Below are 20603 nucleotides of genomic sequence, written 5' to 3'. Positions count from 1 at the left end.
AAGCACCTGATCACTCGGCAGACGCCTGCGCCGAATAGTGGCTTGAGCGGAGAGATTGAGCGCACTGGCGACCCATTCGACAGGAATGTTCTGAGTGAAGGTGCTGAGGTCGGAGAAGTTGAAGAGATCGCCGAGGTCGAGTAACTGCTGCTGAATAGGCATAAAAAATCCGATACCAGGAGGCTGGTATCGGATTTTCTAGAAACCCCGGCTTGGACTCAAATGCTTAAGTGAACAGCATTACCGACGTGTCGGGGCTTTTTCTTGTCTGCCGTCAGATCACTGACCGCTGAGAATCTGCCCCAGGGTCGGGTCCTTGAAAGCTCGGGTCAGGGCATCGCTCAGCACGTCGCTGACCAGCTTGGTGTTGGTTTCCTGGTTAGGCGCCATGCCGAAACGCTGGTTCAGCGAAGCGCCATAACGGCCACTGTAACGACGGTTGCTGTTCTGCACATCGGCACGGAAGCTGGCGGTCATATCGGCCTCTGTCACGTACATGCCTTCCTTGGGCGACTGATACTTCAGTTCGGCCAGGGTCAGGGTCAGTTGTGGCGCGTTGTAGGCATTGGCCGACGGGGTGAAGCCCAGCAGGCGTACGGCTGCCTCGGCCTGAGCCTGCAGCTTGGGCAACACGTCCTGGCCCGATACGCTGATGGCGCTGGTCTCCGGATACAGACCGCCGCGAGTGCCCAGTACCGGAGAAGGACGCCCATCCACCACGCGCACCACCACCGGCTGGCCTTGGCCAACGGGAGTCAGTGACCCAATCAGCCTGGGCTGTGGGCTGAGCTGTTGCGGGCTGTGGGCACAACCGACAAGAGCCAGACTGATAACGGCAACCAGACCAAACAACAGGCGATTCATACTCGGTTCTCCATGAGGGGCGCTTAAGGCTCGCGAAGTATAACGAATCGACCTGCAAACGGTGAGCGCGGTTCCGCGTCACGCTCTCGTCACATGCTGGAGGTATAAGACTTTGGTCGCTTTGCATGAACGGAGCTTGTTTGATGCGCGCACTTCTGCAGAAATTTGCCGCCACCCCGAACCCACGCATTTACGCCTGCCTGGATGAGCATGGCATCTGCCGCGCGTTTCGCCAGAGTGCCCAGCCACCGGGCCCCGCGGGCTGGCACGAGGTCAAGGAGCAGCGTCTGACCTGGCTCGGCGCGCCCTTGCCGAAAAGCGCATTTGCCCGCCATTGAGCGCCAGCTCGGGCATCCGCCTGCTTCGCTGCATGTGCAATAAAAGTCACACGCACCTGATCACTTCCCCCGCTTTCGCCTTATAATCGCGCCCCGATTATAAGGACGCCTCCTGATCGGCATCGCCGTACCGCTGATGCAGTCATGCCATCGGCAACGCCACAGAGAGTCGCCCACTTCGTGCTGCTCGATATCGAAGGCCCTCCTCCATGCGATGGCCGCGTTTTCGCGGAACATCTGCCGGCTGGAACGGCCCAACAGGCACATGAACTTTTGAGGTTCGCGTTCCAAAAGGACGTGAAAAAACGGTTTCAATAACTTCACAAGAGTGTGGCGAACATATGAATCATCTTGCGGCAGGACACGGCGACCTCCTCCCGTTATCCCAATCCTCAATACAGCTCGGCAACCGCTGACAGGCGCCTTTGCCGCCCAGGCCGACGGCCTATGACTGGACGCTGATTTTTTGGAGATGTGGTAATGGCGCAGAACGATTACGAAGCTGTAGATGTAGTGCTGGTCGGTGCCGGCATCATGAGCGCAACGCTGGCGGTGCTGCTCAAGGAGCTCGATCCGGGTATCAAGCTGGAAGTCGTCGAGGCAATGGACTTCGGTGCGGCAGAGAGTTCCAATCCGTGGAACAACGCGGGTACCGGGCACGCCGGCCTGTGCGAACTCAACTACACCCCCGAGTCTGCCGACGGCTCCATCGATATCAAGAAGGCAGTGAGCATCAACGCGCAGTTCGAGGAGTCCAAACAGTTCTGGGCCTACCTGGTCAAGAAAGGCACCTTCGGCTCGCCCAAGTCCTTTATCAATCCTGTTCCGCACTTGAGCTTCGTTCGTGGCCAGAAAGGCATCGACTACCTCAAGAAGCGCTTCGAGGCGCTGCATGTGCACCACGCCTTCGAAGACATGGTGTACAGCGAAGACCGCGCCACCATGAACGAATGGATGCCGCTGATGATGCCTGGCCGCGACCCGAACGAGCCGATCGCAGCGACCCGTGTGGCCAATGGCACCGACGTCAATTTCGGCGCGCTCACCAAGAGCCTGCTCGACCACCTGGTTCAGCAGAACGAGGCACGGGTGACCTTCAACCAGCGCGTTACCGACCTCACTCGCAACGAGCACGGCTGGCGCGTGAGCACCAAGAATCAGAAGAGCGGCAATCATCGCCAGATCCAGGCCCGCTTCGTGTTCCTCGGTGCTGGCGGCGGCGCTCTGCCCCTGCTGCAGATGTCCGGCATCGCCGAAGGCAAGGGTTTCGGTGGCTTCCCGGTCAGCGGGCAGTGGCTGCGCTGCGACAACCCTGACGTGGTGAACCAGCATCAGGCCAAGGTGTACAGCCAGGCTGAAGTCGGCTCGCCGCCCATGTCGGTGCCGCACCTGGATACGCGCGTGGTCGACGGTAAGAAATCGCTGCTGTTCGGGCCCTATGCCGGCTTCACCACCAAATTTCTGAAGAAGGGCTCGTTCCTCGACCTGCCGATGTCGGTGCGCCTGAACAACATTGGCCCGATGCTGGCGGTGGCCCGCGACAACTTCGACCTGACGCGTTACCTGGTCAAGGAAGTCATGCAGTCCCAGGAGCAGCGCCTCAATACCCTGCGCAGCTTCTACCCGCAGGCCAAGGCCAGCGACTGGCGCCTGGAGATTGCCGGCCAGCGCGTGCAGATCATCAAGAAGGACGCCAAGAAAGGCGGCATTCTGCAATTCGGTACCGAGCTCGTGGCTGCTCAGGATGGCTCCATTGCCGCTCTGCTTGGTGCCTCCCCTGGCGCCTCGGTGACCGTCTCGATCATGCTCGACCTGATCCGCCGCTGCTTCCCTGAGCAATCGGCGTCAGCCGAGTGGAGCAGCAAGCTGAACGAGATGTTCCCGGCACCCGCCGCGACGCTGGTCAGTGACGCCGAGCAATACCGCGCCGTTCAGGCACAGTCGGATACGCTGCTGCAGTTGCGAGATGCCCTGCCGGCCTGATCAAGGCCTGTCGAAAACGGCGCCCTGGAGGCGCCGTTTTCATTTCTTCAGTTCAGTGCCCGCGACAATAAAAAAGCCAGTCAGCAAGCTGACTGGCCGAGGGCCTGGCAGGCCGGGTGTTACTGGAACAGCGAGTCGGCGGAAAGGCCGTTCTTCTCGAGTATCTCGCGCAGTCGTTTGAGTGCTTCGACCTGAATCTGCCGCACGCGCTCACGCGTTAGGCCGATCTCCTGGCCAACCTCCTCGAGCGTGCAGCTTTCGTGGCCACGCAGACCGAAGCGTCGTACCACAACCTCGCGTTGCTTCTCGGTCAGCTCCGACAGCCATTGGTCGATGCTCTGGGATAGATCGTCGTCCTGCAGCAACTCGCAAGGATCGGTGGGGCGATCATCGGTAAGGGTGTCGAGTAGCGTCTTGTCGGAGTCTGGCCCCAGGGATACATCCACCGAAGACACCCGCTCGTTGAGGCCAAGCATGCGCTTGACCTCGCCCACCGGTTTTTCCAGGAGATTGGCGATTTCCTCGGGGGAAGGTTCGTGATCGAGCTTCTGGGTCAGCTCCCGCGCAGCACGCAGGTAGACGTTGAGTTCCTTGACCACATGAATGGGCAAACGAATGGTGCGGGTCTGATTCATGATCGCCCGCTCGATGGTCTGCCGGATCCACCAGGTGGCGTAGGTGGAGAAGCGGAAGCCGCGCTCCGGGTCGAATTTCTCGACGGCGCGAATCAGGCCGAGATTGCCTTCTTCGATCAAGTCCAACAGCGACAACCCGCGATTCACGTAGCGCCGGGCGATCTTCACCACCAGCCGCAGGTTGCTTTCTATCATGCGTTTGCGCCCGGCGGGATCGCCCTTCTGCGCCAAACGCGCGAAGAACACCTCTTCTTCAGGAGTGAGCAGTGGAGAGAAACCGATTTCGTTGAGGTACAGCTGAGTGGCATCGAGCGCCCGGGTGTAGTCGATGTACTTGTGCTGCTTGCTGCCGGTAGGCTGCTTGGCCTTGCTACGCGTGGCGACCTTGGCAGTAGCCGCCTTGTCGTTAGCCTCGTCAAGATCGATGTCCGGCTCCATCAGGAGCACTTCGTCATCGATGTCAAACTCCGGCGCTGCCTTGGTATTGAGTGCCATTTTATTGTTCCGTCCCTTGCTGAGTTCGACCAGCAAGCTCCGATGTGCGCTTGTCCTTGGCAACATCAGAGCCCGTCCATCCCACGTGAGCGGGTGAACGAGCGACAGATCAACGACGTGGCAGGTATTGCATTGGATCTACAGGCTTACCCTGGCGGCGAATTTCGAAGTGAAGCTTCACCCGGTCAGTTCCCGTGGAACCCATCTCGGCAATCTGTTGCCCGACTTTGACCTGCTGCCCCTCACGTACCAACAGCCTGCGGTTGTGACCGTAGGCACTCACGTAGGTATCGCTGTGCTTGATGATCACCAATTCGCCGTAGCCCCGTAACCCACTCCCGGCGTAGACAACGGATCCACCAGACGCAGCAAGGACAGGCTGTCCCAATTCACCTGCTATATCAATGCCTTTATTCAAACTACCGTTTGAGGAAAAACGGCCGATAATCGCACCGCTCGCCGGCCACGCCCAACCTGTTGCGGAACGCTGAACCGGCTCCACGGGGGTGGTGGCAGGTGTCGTCACGATCGGCGTCGTTGGACGAGTGGTGGTTTGTGCCGGAGGCGCTTGCACCGGCGTGGAAGGCCGACCTGGCGTGGTTGCGACGGGTCTCGAGGCAGGCGGCGTGGAGGCGGTGACGGGCCCGCCAGAACTGCCAGAACCGAAGCGAATCACCTGGCCCACGCGGATCATGTACGGAGGCGCGATGGCATTGTGTGCAGCCAGTGCTTTCCAGTCCCAGCCATAGCGGAAGGCGATGGAGTAAAGTGTGTCCCCACGTTGCACTCGGTACTGGCCAGAGGTGACCGGCTGGCGCTGTGAAGCAGCGCTATTGCGATCGACGACCTGCACACCACCCGATGGCGAGCTGGCGCAGCCGGCCAGCAGCGCACCTACGGCAGTCATCACCAGCAGGTTGCGCAGCATGCCCGAGGAACGATGTCCTTGTTTGGCTGTGGAACTCACCCCAATCTCCCTTGCAGACGGCCTCGAGCGACCGGTAAAGAACGCCGAAACGTCACACCTCTTCAACCTGGCGGCGGCGCGCCAGCCACTCAACGCCCAATACCAACGCGATAGCGCACAGGCTCAACACGATGGCCAGCAGCAATTGCGCGTCGTCTCCACTGACATCGGCGAACTGCCACGGCAATAGATTGACCTGTTCGAGTGGAAACGATTCACCATGACGATTGGTTTGCCATGTCAGGGTTTGTTTCCAAGGCCAGACCTTGACCAGCGAGCCGAGCATCAACCCGGCCAGAAAGGCCATGGTCAGGTCGCGCATGTTGGCGAGCAGCCAGCTCAACACCTTCGAGAAGGTCAGCAGACCTAGCACGCAACCGGCGCAAAACACCGCCAGCACGGCCAGATCGAAATTCTTCACGGCCCCTAGCACTACCGGGTAAAGACCGAGCAGCACCAGGATGAAGCTGCCCGAGATACCCGGCAGGATCATCGCGCTGATGGCGATGGCACCGGCGAAGAACAACATCAGCGGGTCGGCGGACAGTTGCATGGGCACTGCGAGGGTAATCCACAATGCGAATGCCAGGCCGACGGCAAAGCCGACCAACCGGTTACCGCGCCAGGCCTGCACCTCGCGCCCCACCAGATAGACGGATACCAGCACCAGCCCGAAGAAGAACGCCCAGAGCGGCACCGGGTGCTCGTTCATCAGGTAGCTGATGGCCCGAGCCAGGGTGAAGATACTGCTGAGAATGCCCAGCAAAACCACCAGCAGAAAACTGGCATTGCAAGCCTGCCACGCCGCGGCGATGCGCCCGCGTGCGAGCAGCATCAAGGCCTGGGGCATGGCGGCGAACGAGGCGAGAAGCTTGTCGTATATACCGGTGATCAGGGCAACGGTGCCGCCGGAGAAACCAGGCACCACATCGACCGCGCCCATCGCCATTCCTTTGGTATACAGCAGCAAGGTCTTCTTCATGCATCCTTCCGTTCGATTCGAATCAGGCCAGCGGGCCGTTGAGCAGGGGCACGAACCGTACTGCGTCGAGTACGTGCCGGGAGAAACCCTGTTCCTCGCGAATGATCAATAACAATTGCTGAACGTCACCTGAACCGACGGGAATCACCAGACGGCCGCCTGGAGCCAGCTGATCCAGCAGCGCCTGGGGCACTTCCGAGGCCGCGGCGGTAACGATGATCCCATTGTAGGGCGCCAGGGCCGGCCAGCCTTCCCAGCCATCGCCCCAGCGAAAGACCACGTTGCGCAGGCTGAGTTTGACCAATCGTTCCTTCGCCCGTTCCTGCAGCCCCTGAATGCGCTCGACGGTGAACACCCGCTCGACCAGTTGCGCCAGGATGGCCGTCTGGTAACCGGAGCCCGTGCCGATCTCCAACACCTTGTCCAGCGGGCCGGCGGCGAGCAGCAGCTCGCTCATGCGCGCCACCATGTAGGGTTGCGAGATGGTCTGGTTGTGGCCAATCGGCAGCGCCGTATCTTCATAGGCGCGATGGGCCAGGGCTTCGTCGACGAACAGATGACGCGGCGTGCGCCTGATCACCTCGAGCACGCCGGCGTTGGACAAGCCTTCTTCGTAGAGTCGCTGGATCAGGCGTTCGCGCGTGCGCTGCGAGGTCATGCCAATCCCGTGGCGGTCATGCTCCCGATTCATTTCATCAACCCCTCCAGCCAGGGTTTGAGGCGGTTGAGTCCATCCTGATAAGTGCGGTCGAGCTGCAACGGCGTGACCGACACGTAGCCCTGCATGACGGCGTGGAAGTCGGTGCCTTCAGCGCCATCCTCGACATCCCCGGCAGCAGCGATCCAGTAGCCGGCCTTGCCTCGCGGGTTGACGTCCTTGACCGGTGCGGCGGCGCGGGCACGATGGCCCAGGCGGGTCAGCTGCACACCACGGATACGCTCGAGCGGCAGGTTAGGCACGTTGACGTTCAGCACCGTACGAGGCGGCAGATCGAGCTGTTCGTGAGCCTCGACCAGCTTGCGGGCGAAATGAGCCGCGGTGGGCAGATTCTCGGCCGAACGGGAGACCAGCGAAAAGGCGAATGCCGGGCGGGCCAGAAAGCGGCCCTCGAGCGCGGCGCCTACGGTGCCGGAATACAACACGTCATCACCCAGATTGGCGCCCATGTTGATGCCCGACACGACCAGATCCGGCACATCGGGCAGCAGGCCGTTAATGCCCAGGTGCACGCAGTCGGTGGGCGTGCCATTGAGGCTGATATAGCCATTGGCCTGGGTGCAGGGGTGCAGCGGGCGATCCAGGGTCAGCGCGCTGCTGGCGCCGCTGCGGTCGCCGTCGGGGGCGATCACCGTGCAGTCGGCGTAATCAGCCAGCGCAGCGTGCAACGCGGCGAGGCCCGGTGCGGCCACGCCGTCATCGTTAGAAATCAGAATACGCATGGGTTGTCCGTCTGCCCTGCCGGTAAAAGCTCGACGATTTCGCGCACCAGAGCGGTGGCGAAACATCCAGCCGGCAGGACGAATTCCAGTTGCAGAATGTCAGGCTCGGGATAATGCCACGTCAAACCGCTAATGGGGAGGCGCAGGATACGCCGTTCGTGCGCCATGTCCGCTTGTGCGAGCCAGTGCGTGAGCTGTGCCTCAGCAATGGCGATACGCTGTTCGAGATCGCCCGTCGCGCCCTGAGCAGGCGAAGCGCCCTCACCCCATAAAGGCCCGGTGGGATGCAGATCGAGCGCATCCAGGCGGGGATCCTTGCATTCGGCCTCACCAGCGGCGAAAAAGCTGCGGCTGTCGGTGAACGCCAGAAGATCGCCAGGCAACGCCTGGTTCCAGGTGCCGGCTGCAACACGCTCGGCGAGCACCCGATTGAACACGAAGCTGCGCGCCGCCGAGAGCACCCGCGAACGCACGTTACGCTTTTCCGGCAACTCACCGTGCTCGGCGAAATGCCGGGCATGGGCCACGTTGCCGCCGTCGAAACCGAAGCGCTGGGCACCATAGTAGTTGGGAATGCCCTGCTCGCGAATGATGTGCAGGCGCTGGTCCAGGGTGGCCTTGTCGGCCTGCAACCCGGTCAGGCGCAGAGTGAAGCCATTGGCGGCATGAGCACCGCGCTGCAGCTTGCGGGTATGTCGCACCTGCTTGAGGATCGCCAGGGTTTCGTCCTGAGCCGTCGCCAAGTCAGGGTCTTGCTTGCCCGGCAGATGCAGGCTGAACCACTGCCGGGTCAGCGCCTGTTTGTCCTTCAAACCGGCGTAACTGATCATCCGGATCGGCACACCTGCGGCCCGCGCCAGGCGACGCGCAGCATCCTCGGTATTCAGCCCGCGCTTTTCGACCCACAGCCACAGGTGCTCGCCCACCCCGGAAAGCTCGATGTCGAGCACCTCGTCGACCTGAAAATCCTCGGCGGTGGCCTTGAGCACGGCATGCCCGCAGGGTTCGCCATGGGCGCGCGGGCCGAGCAATTCCAGTTCCGTCATGCGCTGACCAGCAGCGCGACGGCGTGTACGGCGATGCCTTCCTCGCGGCCCACAAAACCCAACTTCTCGGTCGTCGTGGCCTTGACGTTGACCTGATCGAGCTCGACCTGCAGGTCTTCGGCGATCAACGCACGCATGGTCTCGATGTGCGGCGACATCTTCGGCGCCTGGGCTTCGATGGTGGCGTCGACATTGCCGACCTTCCAGCCCTTGGCATGCACCAGACCAAGCACATGGCGAAGCAGCACACGGCTATCGGCGCCCTTGAAGTTCGGGTCGGTGTCGGGGAAATGCTTGCCGATGTCACCGAGCGCCACGGCGCCAAGCAACGCATCGCTCAGCGCGTGCAGCACCACGTCGCCATCGGAATGAGCGACCAGGCCGAACTTGTGGGGAATGCGTACGCCGCCCAGGGTGATGAAATCCCCGTCGCCGAAGCGATGCACGTCGTAACCATGGCCGATCCGCATGAGCCGTTGCCCTCGCAAAAAGGTCGATTCTACCCGAAACCGCGGGCCGAGGCGGACTTGCCCGGCAAGCGAGGAGGCCATGAACCTGGAAATCTCCGGCCGCCGGCGATCTGCCGGCAAGCGCGGCGCCATTAGCCCGCACCTACGCCATACGCCGCGAATGGGCCACGATGAAAAACATGGGAATGTTTTGCCGTTTGCAGGAGTCGACAAGAGGTAGCAGAGATTTCCCGCAACCATGGAGAACATCATGGCCGTAGCAAAGAAACCGGCAGTAGCTAAACCCAAGGCAAAAGCAGCGCCGAAAACCGCACCATCGAAACTCAAGGGCGATGGCCTGAGCATCAACACCAGCGTCGATCGCGGTGCGCGCGAGAAAGTCGCCGAGGCTCTGACCAAGGCAGTGGCCGACAGTTACACCCTGTACGTGAAGACATTGGGTGTGCACTGGAACGTGCAGGGCGGCAACTTCTATGGCCTGCACAAGCTGACCGACGAGCAGTACAACGAGCTACACCAGGCCGCCGACGAGATCGCCGAACGCATTCGTGCGCTGGGCAAGCTGGTACCGACTGGCGGGGAAACCTTCCGCTCGCTGACGGTGATCGACAACGAGGCGCCCCACGGCACCACGCCGCAGATGATCAAGCAACTGGTGCTGGACAACGAAACCGTTGCCCGACGCATGAGCGAGTTTGCGGAGCTGGCCGAAGAGGCTGGCGACCTGTTCACACATGACATGCTGGTGGCGCGCATCGGCGTGCATGAACAGAACGCCTGGATGCTGCGTTCCAGCCTGGGCGAATAATCGTCCGGCGATAGAAAAAGGGCGCTGCAGATCTGATCTGCAGCGCCCTTTTTTTCGTTCTATGCCTTCGCTATCGCTTCTCGCGCATGGTGCACTCCCACAAAAGCCACTCAGCAACTATCTGTGGGAGCGGGCGGGGACGCCTAATTCATACCCGAGAAAGTCTCTCCTATCGAAGAACTACGTCAGCCAGCCAACGCTTCGGCATGGTGACGCAAGTGATCCTCGATGAAGCTGGCAATGAAGTAATAGCTGTGGTCGTAACCCGGCTGCAGGCGCAGCGTCAGCGGGTGATTCGCTGCCTTCGCCGCCGTTTCGAGCACATGGGGTTTTAGCTGGCCGTCGAGGAAATCATCGCGATCGCCCTGATCAACCAGAATCGGCAGCTTCTCCGAGGCCTCGGCGATCAGCACGCTGGCATCCCACTCGCGCCAGCGCGAACGGTCCTCACCCAGGTAGTTGCTGAAGGCTTTCTCGCCCCACGGGCAATTGACCGGATTGGCGATCGGTGAAAACGCCGAAACCGACCGATAGCGCCCCGGATTCTTCAGCGCACAGATCAGCGCGCCGTGGCCGCCCATGGAGTGACCGGCGATACCGCGTTTGTCCGAAACCGGGAAGTTGGCCTCGATCAGCGCCGGCAATTCCTGCACGACATAGTCATACATGCGGTAATGGCGGGCCCAGGGCTCCTGGGTGGCGTTGACATAAAAACCGGCGCCAAGGCCGAAGTCATAAGCACCATTGGCGTCATCCGGCACGCCCTCGCCCCGCGGGCTGGTGTCCGGCGCGACGATGATCAACCCCAGCTCGGCGGCCCTGCGCTGGGCGCCGGCCTTCTGCATGAAGTTCTCGTCGGTGCAGGTCAGGCCGCTCAGCCAATACAGCACCGGCAACCTGGCGCCCTGCTCGGCCTGGGGCGGCAGATAGACGGCGAACACCATGTCGCAGTTGAGGCTGGAAGAGCGGTGCTTGTAGCGCTTGTGCCAGCCGCCGAAGCTCTTGTTACTGGATACGATTTCCAAAGTCATGGCAAATCCTCACGGGCGGTGGGCAAGCCGTCCTGGGACGGCGTTGCCTACCCCACTGATCAGTAGTGGATGACGGTGCGGATGCTCTTGCCTTCATGCATCAGGTCGAAGGCGTCATTGATCTTGTCCAGGCCCATGGTGTGGGTGATGAACGTATCCAGCGGAATCTCGCCGCTCTGCGACTTCTCGACGTAGGTCGGCAGCTCGGTACGGCCTTTGACGCCACCAAAGGCGCTACCGCGCCAGACGCGACCGGTCACCAGCTGGAACGGACGGGTGCTGATTTCCTGCCCAGCGCCGGCCACGCCGATGATCACGCTCTCGCCCCAGCCCTTGTGCGCGCACTCCAACGCAGCACGCATCAGTTGCACGTTGCCGACGCACTCGAAGCTGTAGTCCACGCCGCCGTCGGTGAGCTCGACGATGACGTCCTGGATCGGCTTGTCGTAATCCTTGGGATTGACGAAATCGGTCGCACCCAACTCCCGAGCCACGTCGAACTTGGCCGGGTTGATGTCGACGGCGATAATGCGCGAGGCCTTGGCCATCTTGGCGCCGATGATGGCCGCCAGGCCGATGCCGCCCAGGCCAAAGATCGCCACGGTGGCGCCCTCTTCCACCTTGGCGGTGTTGAGCACGGCGCCAATGCCGGTGGTCACGCCGCAACCGAGTAGGCAGACCTTTTCCAGCGGCGCTTCTTTCGGGATGACGGCCAGGGACACTTCCGGCAGCACGGTGTACTCGGAGAAGGTCGAGCAGCCCATGTAGTGATAGATCGGCTCGCCGTTGTAGCTGAAACGTGTGGTGCCATCGGGCATCAGGCCCTTGCCTTGGGTGGCGCGCACCGAACTGCACAGATTGGTCTTGCCGGACAGGCAGAATTTGCACTTGCGACATTCGGCGGTATACAGCGGGATCACATGATCGCCGACAGCCACCGAGGTCACGCCCTCGCCGATGGCTTCGACGATGCCGCCGCCTTCATGGCCGAGGATAGACGGGAACACGCCTTCGGAGTCAGCACCGGACAGGGTGTAGGCATCGGTGTGGCACACGCCGGTGGCGACGATGCGCACCAGCACTTCGCCGGCCTTTGGCGGCTCGACATCCACTTCGACGATTTTCAACGGCTCATTGGGGGCGAAGGCTACAGCGGCGCGCGACTTGATCATGTTCCGGCTCTCCAGATGAATTGCGATGGCGACGAGTGTAGTAGAGCCATCGACCGAGATAATCAGGCAGAATGCAAAACATTATTGCTCTACAGGGATAATTAATGAAGCGAGAGATGCAGTGAACCGCTGGGAAGGGCTGGATGAATTCGTCGCCGTTGCCGAATGCGGCCAGTTCACGGCAGCGGCAGAACGCCTGGGCTTGTCGTCCTCACAAGTGAGCCGGCAGATCGCCCGCCTCGAAGAACGCCTGCACACCCGCCTGTTCTACCGCACCACGCGCAAGGTGGCCTTGACCGAGGCCGGCCATACCTTCTTGCAACACTGCCAGCGCTTGCAGGACGCTCGCGAAGAAGCGTTGAACGCTATCGGCGATCTAGGCAGCGAGCCCAAAGGCCTGCTGCGCATGACCTGTGCGGTGGCCTACGGCGAGCGCTTCATCGTGCCGTTGGTGACCGCATTCATGGCGCTTCACCCGCGTCTTTGCGTGGAAATCGAGCTGAGTAATCGCACTCTCGATCTGGTGCAGGACGGTTTCGACATCGCCATTCGCCTGGGCCGCCTGCAGGACTCGCGCATGCTGGCAACCCGACTGGCGCCAAGGCGCATGTACCTGTGCGCGTCGGCGGACTACCTGCAACGCTACGGACGCCCGCACAGCCTGTCGGAACTGGCTCGGCACAATTGCCTGATCGGCAGCAGCGACGTCTGGACCTTCCAGCTCGAAGGCCGCGAAGCTTCACAGCGAATCAATGGCAACTGGCGCTGCAACAGCGGCCAGGCCGTTCTGGATGCTGCGCTGGCGGGGCTCGGCCTGTGCCAGTTGCCGGATTACTACGTGCTCGAGCATCTGCGCAGTGGCGCCCTGGTTTCGCTGCTCGACAATCATCAACCGCCCAACACCGCAGTGTGGGCGCTGTATCCCCAGCAGCGGCACCTGTCGCCCAAGGTCAGGCAACTGATCGACGCATTACGTTACGGTCTCGCTCAGCGCCCGGAATACGCCTGAAAGCCTGGTTTCGCGCACCGCGCTCATAGAATGTCACAACCGCCAGCGAACCCTGCCGGTGAGGTTCCGTCGTAACCCATGAGGCCCCTTTTCGGGTCGATGCGAACCCCCAGCATGAGGACATGGTTATGCAAGTCATGGTCAACAGCGGAAAACACGTCGACACCTCAATGGCATTCAAGACTGATATTCGCAGTCGAGTGCGCGACAAACTCCAGCGCTACGAAGAGCATCTCACTCGGGTGGAAATCCACCTCTCGGACGAAAACGCTCTCAAGAGCGGCCCCCAGGACAAACGCTGCAAGGTCGAAGCACGAATGAAGGGTCGCGACCCGATGTCGGTTTCCTATGACGCCTGCGAGCTGCAGCAGGCCATCGATGGCGCCATGAACAAGCTGACGTCGGTGCTGGAGCGCAACATCGGCAGGAATGCCAAGAAATGGATTCACTGAGAGCGGTCCACCTGCGCCTACAGGAGCGTCGCCCCGGTACTAATTGAAGGAGGCTTTGCCGCATTGCCGGCGCCGCCTGCACCATTCGCCCTGGGGCGGAGCTCCTACAAGATAGAGCAGCGGTGATTGCGTGAGAGCGTCGCCCTCGGCGCGAATCGGTGGAGGCCTTACCGCGGTGCCTGCGTCGCCTGCACCATTCCGAGGGTAGGGATCCTACAAGTAGGGCAGCGGCGTCAGTGACGGCCTCGCCAGAGGCGCTCCAGGTAATGCAAGTCTTCCGGGCGGGTGACCTTAAGGTTGTCCGCCCGGCCTTCGATCAGCCGCGGCGACTGCCCCGCCCATTCCATGGCCGAGGCCTCGTCGGTGACCGCCACATCCGACACCAAGGCTTCGGCCAGTGCCTGGTGCAGGGCACCGAGACGGAACATCTGCGGCGTATAGGCTTGCCAGATAACCGAACGATCGATGGTCTCACGCACGCGACCATCACTGCCCACGCGCTTGAGCGTATCGCGGGCCGGCACGGCGAGCAGCCCGCCCACGGCATCGTCAGCCAGTTCGGCGAGCAGAAGGTCGAGGTCGGCTTGCGCCAGGTTAGGCCGGGCGGCGTCGTGCACCAGCACCCAGTCCTGTTCACCGGCGCCCAGTTCGGTCAAGCGCAACAAGGCGTTGAGCACCGAGTCGGCGCGCTCGGCACCGCCGGCGGCCGTATGGATTCGCCCGTCACGGGCGCATTCGAGCGATGGCCAGAAGGGATCGTCCTCGGCCAGGCTGACCACCACGCCATGCAGGCATGGATGATCGAGAAAACAGTGAAGGGTGTGTTCGAGAATGCTCTTGCCGGCCAGTTGCAGATACTGCTTGGGCCTGTCGGCACGCATGCGGCTACCGATGCCGGCGGCCGGAATCACCGCCCAGAACGACGGCAGATCAGGTTTGTTCATTCTGCCAACTGATAGAGGGTTTCGCCGTCCTTGACCATACCCAGCTCATGGCGGGCACGCTCCTCGACGGTCTCCATGCCTTTCTTCAGCTCCATCACCTCGGCTTCGAGGATGCGGTTGCGTTCGAGCAGGCGTTCGTTTTCGCCTTGCTGATCGGCAATATCCTGCTGAAGCTCGGTTACCTGCGCCAAGCTGCCCTCACCCACCCACAGACGGTACTGCAAGCCAGCAAGCACGAGGATCAGAACGAGAAACAGCCAGTAAGGACTACGCATGGCAGGTGATGCACTCGGGTAGGAAATGGTCGCTGCGGCGGACATCCGTGGATTCTCCCTGCGTCATCGATATCCGGCAAGGCCGCCAGTGAGACCAGCGGAGCTCCAGAGAAGCCCGCGCGGCGACAGATACTCATCTGCGCCGCGCGACCCCGACTCAGCCGCGGAACTCGCCGCGACCGCGGTACGGCGCCTTGGCGCCCAGTTGCTCTTCGATACGCAGCAGCTGGTTGTACTTGGACACGCGGTCGGAGCGGCACAGCGAACCGGTCTTGATCTGACCAGCGGCAGTACCAACGGCGAGGTCGGCGATGGTGCTGTCTTCGGTTTCGCCCGAACGGTGAGAGATCACCGCGGTGAAGCCGGCGGCCTTGGCCATCTGGATGGCTTCAAGGGTTTCGGTCAGCGAGCCGATCTGGTTGAACTTGATCAGGATCGAGTTACCGATGCCCTTGTCGATGCCTTCCTTGAGGATCTTGGTGTTGGTCACGAACAGGTCGTCGCCGACCAGCTGAACCTTGGCGCCGATCTTGTCGGTGAGGATCTTCCAGCCCGCCCAGTCGGATTCGTCCAGGCCGTCTTCGATGGAGATGATCGGGAAGCGTTCGGTCAGGCCCTTGAGGTACTCGGCGAAACCTTCGGCGTCGAACGACTTGCCTTCGCCGGAGAGGTTGTACTTACCGTCCTCAAAGAACTCGGAAGCCGCGCAGTCCAAGGCCAGGGTCACGTCGCTGCCCAGTTTGTAGCCAGCATTGGCCACGGCTTCGGCGATCGCGGACAGAGCGTCTTCGTTGGACGCCAGGTTCGGCGCGAAACCGCCCTCGTCGCCCACCGCCGTGTTCAGGCCACGAGCCTTGAGTACGGCCTTGAGATGATGGAAGATTTCGGTGCCCATGCGCAGGCCGTCGGAGAAGGTCTTGGCGCCAACCGGCTGCACCATGAATTCCTGGATGTCGACGTTGTTGTCGGCGTGCTCGCCGCCATTGATGATGTTCATCATCGGTACCGGCATGGAGTACTGGCCCGGGGTACCGTTGAGGTTGGCGATGTGCGCGTACAGCGGCAGGTCCTGATCCTGGGCGGCAGCCTTGGCAGCAGCCAGGGACACGGCGAGGATGGCGTTGGCGCCCAGCTTGGCCTTGTTCTCGGTGCCATCGAGCTCGATCATGGTCTTGTCGAGGGCTTTCTGGTCGACCGGGTCCTTGCCCAGCAGTGCGTCACGGATCGGGCCATTGATGTTGGCGACGGCCTTCAGGACACCCTTGCCCAGGTAACGGCTCTTGTCGCCATCACGCAGTTCCAGCGCTTCGCGCGAACCGGTGGAGGCACCAGACGGCGCACAGGCGCTGCCAACGATGCCATTGTCGAGGATTACGTCCGCTTCCACGGTGGGGTTGCCACGGGAGTCGAGAACCTCACGACCCTTGATGTCGACGATCTTTGCCATTCTTGTAAGCTCTCCAGAAGTTATCGAAAACGCACTGCAGCATTCGGCGCCCGCCAACGGCCATGCTCGATGGCGGTCAGGCGGACATACAAACCCGGCCAACAGGCCGGGCGGTGGAACAGACGAGGCCGAGAAACGCCATCAGGCAGTTTCGATCGGATCCTGACTCTTGATCAGATCATCCAGCTGCTTGAGCTGGGCGAGGAAAGGCTCCAGCTTGTCCAGGCGCAGCGCACAAGGGCCGTCGCACTTGGCGTTTTCCGGATCCGGATGCGCTTCGAGGAACAAACCTGCCAAGCCCTGGCTCATACCGGCCTTGGCCAGCTCGGTGACCTGGGCGCGACGCCCACCGGCGGAGTCCGCTCGGCCGCCTGGCATCTGCAGGGCGTGGGTGACATCGAAGAACACCGGGTATTCGAAGGCCTTCATGATGCCGAAGCCGAGCATGTCCACCACCAGGTTGTTGTACCCGAAAGAGGAGCCGCGCTCGCAGAGGATCAACTGATCGTTCCCGGCTTCGACACATTTGGCGAGAATATGTTTCATCTCCTGGGGAGCGAGAAACTGCGCCTTCTTGATGTTGATCACCGCGCCGGTCTTGGCCATGGCGACGACCAGGTCGGTTTGCCGGGACAGGAAGGCCGGTAGCTGGATGATGTCGCAGACATCGGCCACCGGTTGCGCTTGGTAAGGTTCGTGCACATCGGTGATCACCGGCACACCGAAGGTCTTCTTCACTTCCTCGAAGATCTTCATGCCTTCTTCCAGGCCAGGGCCGCGGAAGGAAGTCACCGAAGAGCGGTTGGCCTTGTCGAAACTGGCCTTGAACACGTAAGGGATGCCGAGCTTGTCGGTCACCCGCACGTACTCTTCGCAGGCACGCATGGCCAGGTCACGAGACTCCAGCACGTTGATGCCGCCGAACAGCACGAAAGGCTTGTCGTTGGCGACGTCGATCTTGCCGACACGGACGGTCTTCTGTGCCATGGATCAGGCCTTCTTCGCTTGATGGGCGAGCGCCGCGTTGACGAAACCGCTGAACAGCGGATGACCGTCACGGGGCGTGGAAGTGAATTCCGGGTGGAACTGGCAGGCCACGAACCACGGATGGTCGGCGCTCTCCACCACTTCGACCAGCGCGCCGTCACCGGAGCGGCCGGTCACCTTGAGGCCCGCCTCGATGAGCTGTGGCAGCAGGTTGTTGTTCACTTCGTAGCGGTGGCGATGGCGCTCGACGATCACGTCCTTGCCGTAGCAGGCATGCACCTGCGAGTTCGGCAGCAACTGGCAATCCTGGGCACCCAGGCGCATGGTACCGCCTAGATCGGACGCCTCGGAGCGCGATTCGGTGGCGCCGGTCGCGTCCTGCCATTCGGTGATCAGGCCGACCACCGGGTGGCCGCTGGCGATGTCGAATTCGGTGGAGTTGGCGTCGCTCCAGCCCAGCACGTTACGGGCGAATTCGATGACCGCCACCTGCATACCGAGGCAGATGCCCAGGTACGGAATCTTGTTCTCACGGGCATATTTGACCGTGGTGATCTTGCCTTCCACGCCGCGCAGGCCGAAACCGCCCGGCACCAGAATCGCGTCGACGCCCTGCAGCAGATCGGTGCCCTGGTTCTCGATGTCTTCGGAATCGATGTAGCGAAGGTTGACCTTGGTGCGGTTCTGGATGCCGGCATGGCTCATCGCTTCGATCAGCGACTTATAGGCGTCCAACAACTCCATGTACTTGCCGACCATGGCGATGGTGACTTCGCTCGAAGGGTTCAGCTTGGCATCCACCACGCGGTCCCACTCGGAAAGGTCGGCGCCGCGGCAATCCAGGCCGAAACGTTCGACGACGAAGTCATCCAGGCCCTGGGCATGCAGCACACCCGGGATCTTGTAGATGGTATCCACGTCTTCCAGGCTGATCACCGCACGCTCTTCGACGTTGGTGAACAGGGCGATCTTGCGGCGCGACGACACATCGATCGGGTGATCGGAGCGGCATACCAGTACGTCGGGCTGCAGGCCGATGGAGCGAAGCTCCTTGACCGAATGCTGAGTCGGCTTGGTCTTGGTCTCGCCGGCGGTGGCGATGTACGGCACCAGGGTCAGGTGCATCAGCATGGCGCGCTTGGCGCCCACTTCCACGCGCAGTTGGCGGATGGCTTCCAGGAACGGCTGGGACTCGATGTCCCCGACCGTGCCGCCAATCTCGACCATGGCCACGTCGGCGTCGCCGGCACCCTTGATGATGCGGCGCTTGATCTCGTCGGTGATGTGCGGGATGACCTGGATGGTCGCACCCAGGTAATCACCACGGCGCTCCTTGCGCAGCACGTCTTCGTAAACGCGGCCGGTTGTGAAGTTGTTGCCCTTGGTCATGGTGGTGCGGATGAAACGCTCGTAGTGACCCAGATCGAGGTCGGTCTCGGCGCCATCGTGGGTGACGAACACCTCACCATGCTGGAACGGGCTCATGGTGCCCGGATCGACGTTGATGTACGGATCCAGTTTGAGCATCGTGACCTTCAGGCCCCGCGCCTCCAGGATTGCCGCCAAGGATGCCGAGGCGATGCCTTTCCCCAATGAAGAAACAACACCACCCGTGACGAAAATGAAGCGCGTCATGAAAAACCCTAAGAAGTCAGCAGTGGCGGTCGAGCCGCCGGGGAGCAGAGAAGGCCTTGGTTCACCTTAGCAAACATGGCGAACCATGCCGGCAAATAGCAAACATCCACCGCTTCTGGAAGAAGCAGCGAATACCTGAATAGAGACGGGAGCGTAGTCTACCGGAAACGTGCTGAGGGGGGAAGAACGGCAAGCCAGTGCAGCGCTAAAACGGCTGCCGACAGAATACGGATTTCGCAGGAAATACCCAGCGAATCAAAACCTTGCATGCTGACTCGAGCTGTTCCGTGATCAGCTTGACGCGACTGGCCGCACCCACGATAAAAACTGCCAACGCAGTTCACCGCAAGCGGGATCGAGCGGCAAATTGGCGACCGCTATCACCTGACCATCGCGCCGCAACAACGGCAGCCGGGGTCGAATGAACCCGGGCACACCGGCCTCCTGCAGCAAGCGCTTGAGATCACGCCGACCTCGCCCCGGAAGATCGAGCACCTCACCACCCTGCCGGTAAGCGATGCTCAACCGCCCAGCAGGAACCTGCCCGATAAATTCGACCATGCCGTTGCCGGGCAACTGGAGCGGATGCCGACCATCCAGCCAAGGTTGCTCCTGGTTCGCCCAGGCAGCGTTCCACGCGGCCTCCAGCCACAACAACCGCTCACCATGGCGACGCAGCTCGCCGCTTTCCAGCCGCCAGACCGGCGACGCATCCGCGGCAGCATCACGCAAATCAGCCCAACCCTGCCAATGCCGACTGTCCGGCAGGCGAGTCCGGTCGCCCAGCCAGTGCCTGAGCAGATTGCGCTGGCGAGCCTCGGAGAGTTGGCGAAGCAGCTGCAAGTCGAGACAGGGGATGCTCAACCATGGAAGACCGAGCGAAGCGCATGAACGCTGCAGATCGATGTCAGCGAGCTCATCGAGCAGAGCCTGAGCCTCGGCCTGGTGGGCTGCCGCACGGGCCAGCACCGTAGACGCGCCAGGCCAGTGGCCGGCCAGACGCGGCAGAATGTCCTGACGCAGGAAGTTGCGGGCGAAGCCACTGTCGCCGTTCGAGGGGTCTTCCACCCAGTGCAGCCCATGACGAGATGCATAGGCCTCGAGCGTCTTGCGGGGCACATCCAACAGCGGCCTCACGGCATGCCCCCGCCCCAGCGGACGACTCTGTGCCATGGCCGCCAGCCCACGCACCCCGGCACCGCGCAGCAGCCGATAAAGCAGGGTTTCCGCCTGGTCATCCTGATGCTGGGCCAGCACAAGTACCTCGCCCGGCACCATGAGCGCGGAAAAAGCCGCATAGCGCGCCTCGCGAGCGGCGCGTTCCACGCTGGCGCCCGGCTCGACCTGTACATGCCGGACATCCAGAGCGACACCCAGGCTGTCGCACACCCGCTGACAATGCGCAGGCCACTGCTCGGCAGCCGCCTGCAACCCATGATGAACATGGACAGCGCGAATGGTTGGCAGACCATGGCACCGGGCAGCACTGGCCAGCACGTGTAACAGGACTGTGGAGTCGAGCCCACCAGAGAAGGCTACACGCCAGGCAGGTGCATCTCGCCACGCCTCGAGGCGTGACAGCACGGCGGATTCGAGAGACATGCGGAGATCAGCGAAGCGACC

Annotated in this window: 22 protein-coding genes; 5 read left to right on the top strand and 17 right to left on the bottom strand. The window is 61.9% G+C overall.

The window, feature by feature from the left end; all coding sequences use genetic code 11:
- Together BVH01_RS08700 and BVH01_RS08695 are read right to left on the bottom strand one after the other, a co-directional pair.
- Window positions 1-156: transposase domain-containing protein (locus BVH01_RS08700; RefSeq protein WP_177344610.1), on the bottom strand; the 156-nt coding region annotated here is incomplete at its 3' end.
- 123 nt (window positions 157-279) lie between these two features.
- Window positions 280-864, bottom strand: coding sequence for a YajG family lipoprotein (locus tag BVH01_RS08695; protein WP_075929957.1), 585 nt, complete (start codon window positions 862-864; stop codon window positions 280-282).
- Between the two features lie 143 nt (window positions 865-1007).
- Between BVH01_RS08695 and BVH01_RS08690 the strand changes: the two genes are divergently transcribed.
- Both BVH01_RS08690 and mqo read left to right on the top strand, forming a co-directional pair.
- On the top strand, window positions 1008-1202 hold the full coding sequence (locus BVH01_RS08690) for a hypothetical protein (RefSeq protein ID WP_075929956.1): 195 nt from the start codon (window positions 1008-1010) through the stop codon (window positions 1200-1202).
- Window positions 1203-1682: 480 nt separating this feature from the next.
- Window positions 1683-3185, top strand: coding sequence for a malate dehydrogenase (quinone) (mqo, locus tag BVH01_RS08685; protein WP_075929955.1), 1503 nt, complete (start codon window positions 1683-1685; stop codon window positions 3183-3185).
- Between the two features lie 119 nt (window positions 3186-3304).
- Here the strand turns inward: mqo and rpoS are convergent, their stop codons facing one another.
- The 7 genes from rpoS to ispF form a co-directional block, all read right to left on the bottom strand.
- On the bottom strand, window positions 3305-4315 hold the full coding sequence (gene rpoS, locus BVH01_RS08680) for an RNA polymerase sigma factor RpoS (RefSeq protein WP_075929954.1): 1011 nt from the start codon (window positions 4313-4315) through the stop codon (window positions 3305-3307).
- 109 nt (window positions 4316-4424) lie between these two features.
- Window positions 4425-5282 (bottom strand): peptidoglycan DD-metalloendopeptidase family protein, encoded by an 858-nt coding sequence (locus BVH01_RS08675; RefSeq protein ID WP_371915292.1) that lies wholly within the window; start codon window positions 5280-5282, stop codon window positions 4425-4427.
- Window positions 5283-5334: 52 nt separating this feature from the next.
- Complete coding sequence (locus tag BVH01_RS08670; RefSeq protein WP_075929952.1) at window positions 5335-6264, bottom strand: DUF368 domain-containing protein; 930 nt, start codon at window positions 6262-6264, stop codon at window positions 5335-5337.
- 22 nt (window positions 6265-6286) lie between these two features.
- Entirely contained in the window at window positions 6287-6922 is a 636-nt protein-coding gene (locus BVH01_RS08665) for a protein-L-isoaspartate(D-aspartate) O-methyltransferase (RefSeq protein ID WP_168172916.1), read from the bottom strand.
- 29 nt (window positions 6923-6951) lie between these two features.
- The gene (surE, locus tag BVH01_RS08660) at window positions 6952-7704 is read right to left on the bottom strand and encodes a 5'/3'-nucleotidase SurE (protein WP_075929951.1); all 753 of its coding nucleotides are present in this window, start codon (window positions 7702-7704) and stop codon (window positions 6952-6954) included.
- A complete protein-coding gene (truD, locus tag BVH01_RS08655; RefSeq protein ID WP_075929950.1) occupies window positions 7692-8750 on the bottom strand; it encodes a tRNA pseudouridine(13) synthase TruD in 1059 nt (352 codons plus the stop codon). Before truD ends, surE begins: the two co-directional genes overlap by 13 nt.
- Window positions 8747-9220: a 2-C-methyl-D-erythritol 2,4-cyclodiphosphate synthase gene (gene ispF, locus BVH01_RS08650; protein ID WP_075929949.1), complete on the bottom strand. Its 474-nt coding sequence runs from the start codon at window positions 9218-9220 to the stop codon at window positions 8747-8749. The genes truD and ispF overlap by 4 nt, the downstream gene beginning before the upstream one ends.
- A 250-nt stretch (window positions 9221-9470) precedes the next feature.
- Here ispF and BVH01_RS08645 point away from each other — a divergent pair, with 250 nt between their 5' ends.
- Complete coding sequence (locus BVH01_RS08645; protein WP_075930981.1) at window positions 9471-10028, top strand: Dps family protein; 558 nt, start codon at window positions 9471-9473, stop codon at window positions 10026-10028.
- Between the two features lie 185 nt (window positions 10029-10213).
- Here the strand turns inward: BVH01_RS08645 and fghA are convergent, their stop codons facing one another.
- Together fghA and BVH01_RS08635 are read right to left on the bottom strand one after the other, a co-directional pair.
- The gene (fghA, locus tag BVH01_RS08640) at window positions 10214-11059 is read right to left on the bottom strand and encodes an S-formylglutathione hydrolase (protein ID WP_075929948.1); all 846 of its coding nucleotides are present in this window, start codon (window positions 11057-11059) and stop codon (window positions 10214-10216) included.
- Window positions 11060-11118: 59 nt separating this feature from the next.
- Window positions 11119-12231, bottom strand: coding sequence for an S-(hydroxymethyl)glutathione dehydrogenase/class III alcohol dehydrogenase (locus tag BVH01_RS08635; protein WP_075929947.1), 1113 nt, complete (start codon window positions 12229-12231; stop codon window positions 11119-11121).
- Window positions 12232-12352: 121 nt separating this feature from the next.
- On the opposite strand from BVH01_RS08635, the gene BVH01_RS08630 reads away from it, so the two are divergent.
- On the top strand, window positions 12353-13240 hold the full coding sequence (locus BVH01_RS08630) for a LysR family transcriptional regulator (protein WP_075929946.1): 888 nt from the start codon (window positions 12353-12355) through the stop codon (window positions 13238-13240).
- Between the two features lie 122 nt (window positions 13241-13362).
- The gene (locus BVH01_RS08625; protein WP_371915591.1) at window positions 13363-13692 is read left to right on the top strand and encodes an HPF/RaiA family ribosome-associated protein; all 330 of its coding nucleotides are present in this window, start codon (window positions 13363-13365) and stop codon (window positions 13690-13692) included.
- Between the two features lie 233 nt (window positions 13693-13925).
- Here the strand turns inward: BVH01_RS08625 and ispD are convergent, their stop codons facing one another.
- The 6 genes from ispD to tilS all read right to left on the bottom strand — a co-directional run bounded on the left by ispD (window position 13926) and on the right by tilS (window position 20582).
- Window positions 13926-14636: a 2-C-methyl-D-erythritol 4-phosphate cytidylyltransferase gene (ispD, locus tag BVH01_RS08620; RefSeq protein WP_075929944.1), complete on the bottom strand. Its 711-nt coding sequence runs from the start codon at window positions 14634-14636 to the stop codon at window positions 13926-13928.
- A complete protein-coding gene (ftsB, locus tag BVH01_RS08615) occupies window positions 14633-14911 on the bottom strand; it encodes a cell division protein FtsB (RefSeq protein WP_075929943.1) in 279 nt (92 codons plus the stop codon). Before ftsB ends, ispD begins: the two co-directional genes overlap by 4 nt.
- Window positions 14912-15068: 157 nt before the next feature.
- Window positions 15069-16358 carry a phosphopyruvate hydratase gene (gene eno, locus BVH01_RS08610; protein ID WP_075929942.1) on the bottom strand — a complete coding sequence of 430 codons (1290 nt, stop codon included), beginning with the start codon at window positions 16356-16358 and terminating at the stop codon, window positions 15069-15071.
- Between the two features lie 141 nt (window positions 16359-16499).
- Window positions 16500-17345, bottom strand: a complete 846-nt coding sequence (kdsA, locus tag BVH01_RS08605; RefSeq protein ID WP_075929941.1) for a 3-deoxy-8-phosphooctulonate synthase — start codon at window positions 17343-17345, stop codon at window positions 16500-16502.
- 3 nt (window positions 17346-17348) lie between these two features.
- A complete protein-coding gene (locus tag BVH01_RS08600) occupies window positions 17349-18980 on the bottom strand; it encodes a CTP synthase (RefSeq protein WP_075929940.1) in 1632 nt (543 codons plus the stop codon).
- A gap of 291 nt (window positions 18981-19271) precedes the next feature.
- Window positions 19272-20582 (bottom strand): tRNA lysidine(34) synthetase TilS, encoded by a 1311-nt coding sequence (gene tilS / locus BVH01_RS08595; protein ID WP_075929939.1) that lies wholly within the window; start codon window positions 20580-20582, stop codon window positions 19272-19274.
- Window positions 20583-20603 lie beyond the last annotated feature (21 nt).

It is taken from the genome of Pseudomonas sp. PA1(2017) (assembly GCF_001945375.1).
GTDB lineage: Bacteria > Pseudomonadota > Gammaproteobacteria > Pseudomonadales > Pseudomonadaceae > Aquipseudomonas.
The sequence above is the reverse complement of the archived record's forward strand: the minus strand, read 5'-3'. Positions and strand labels throughout refer to the sequence as shown.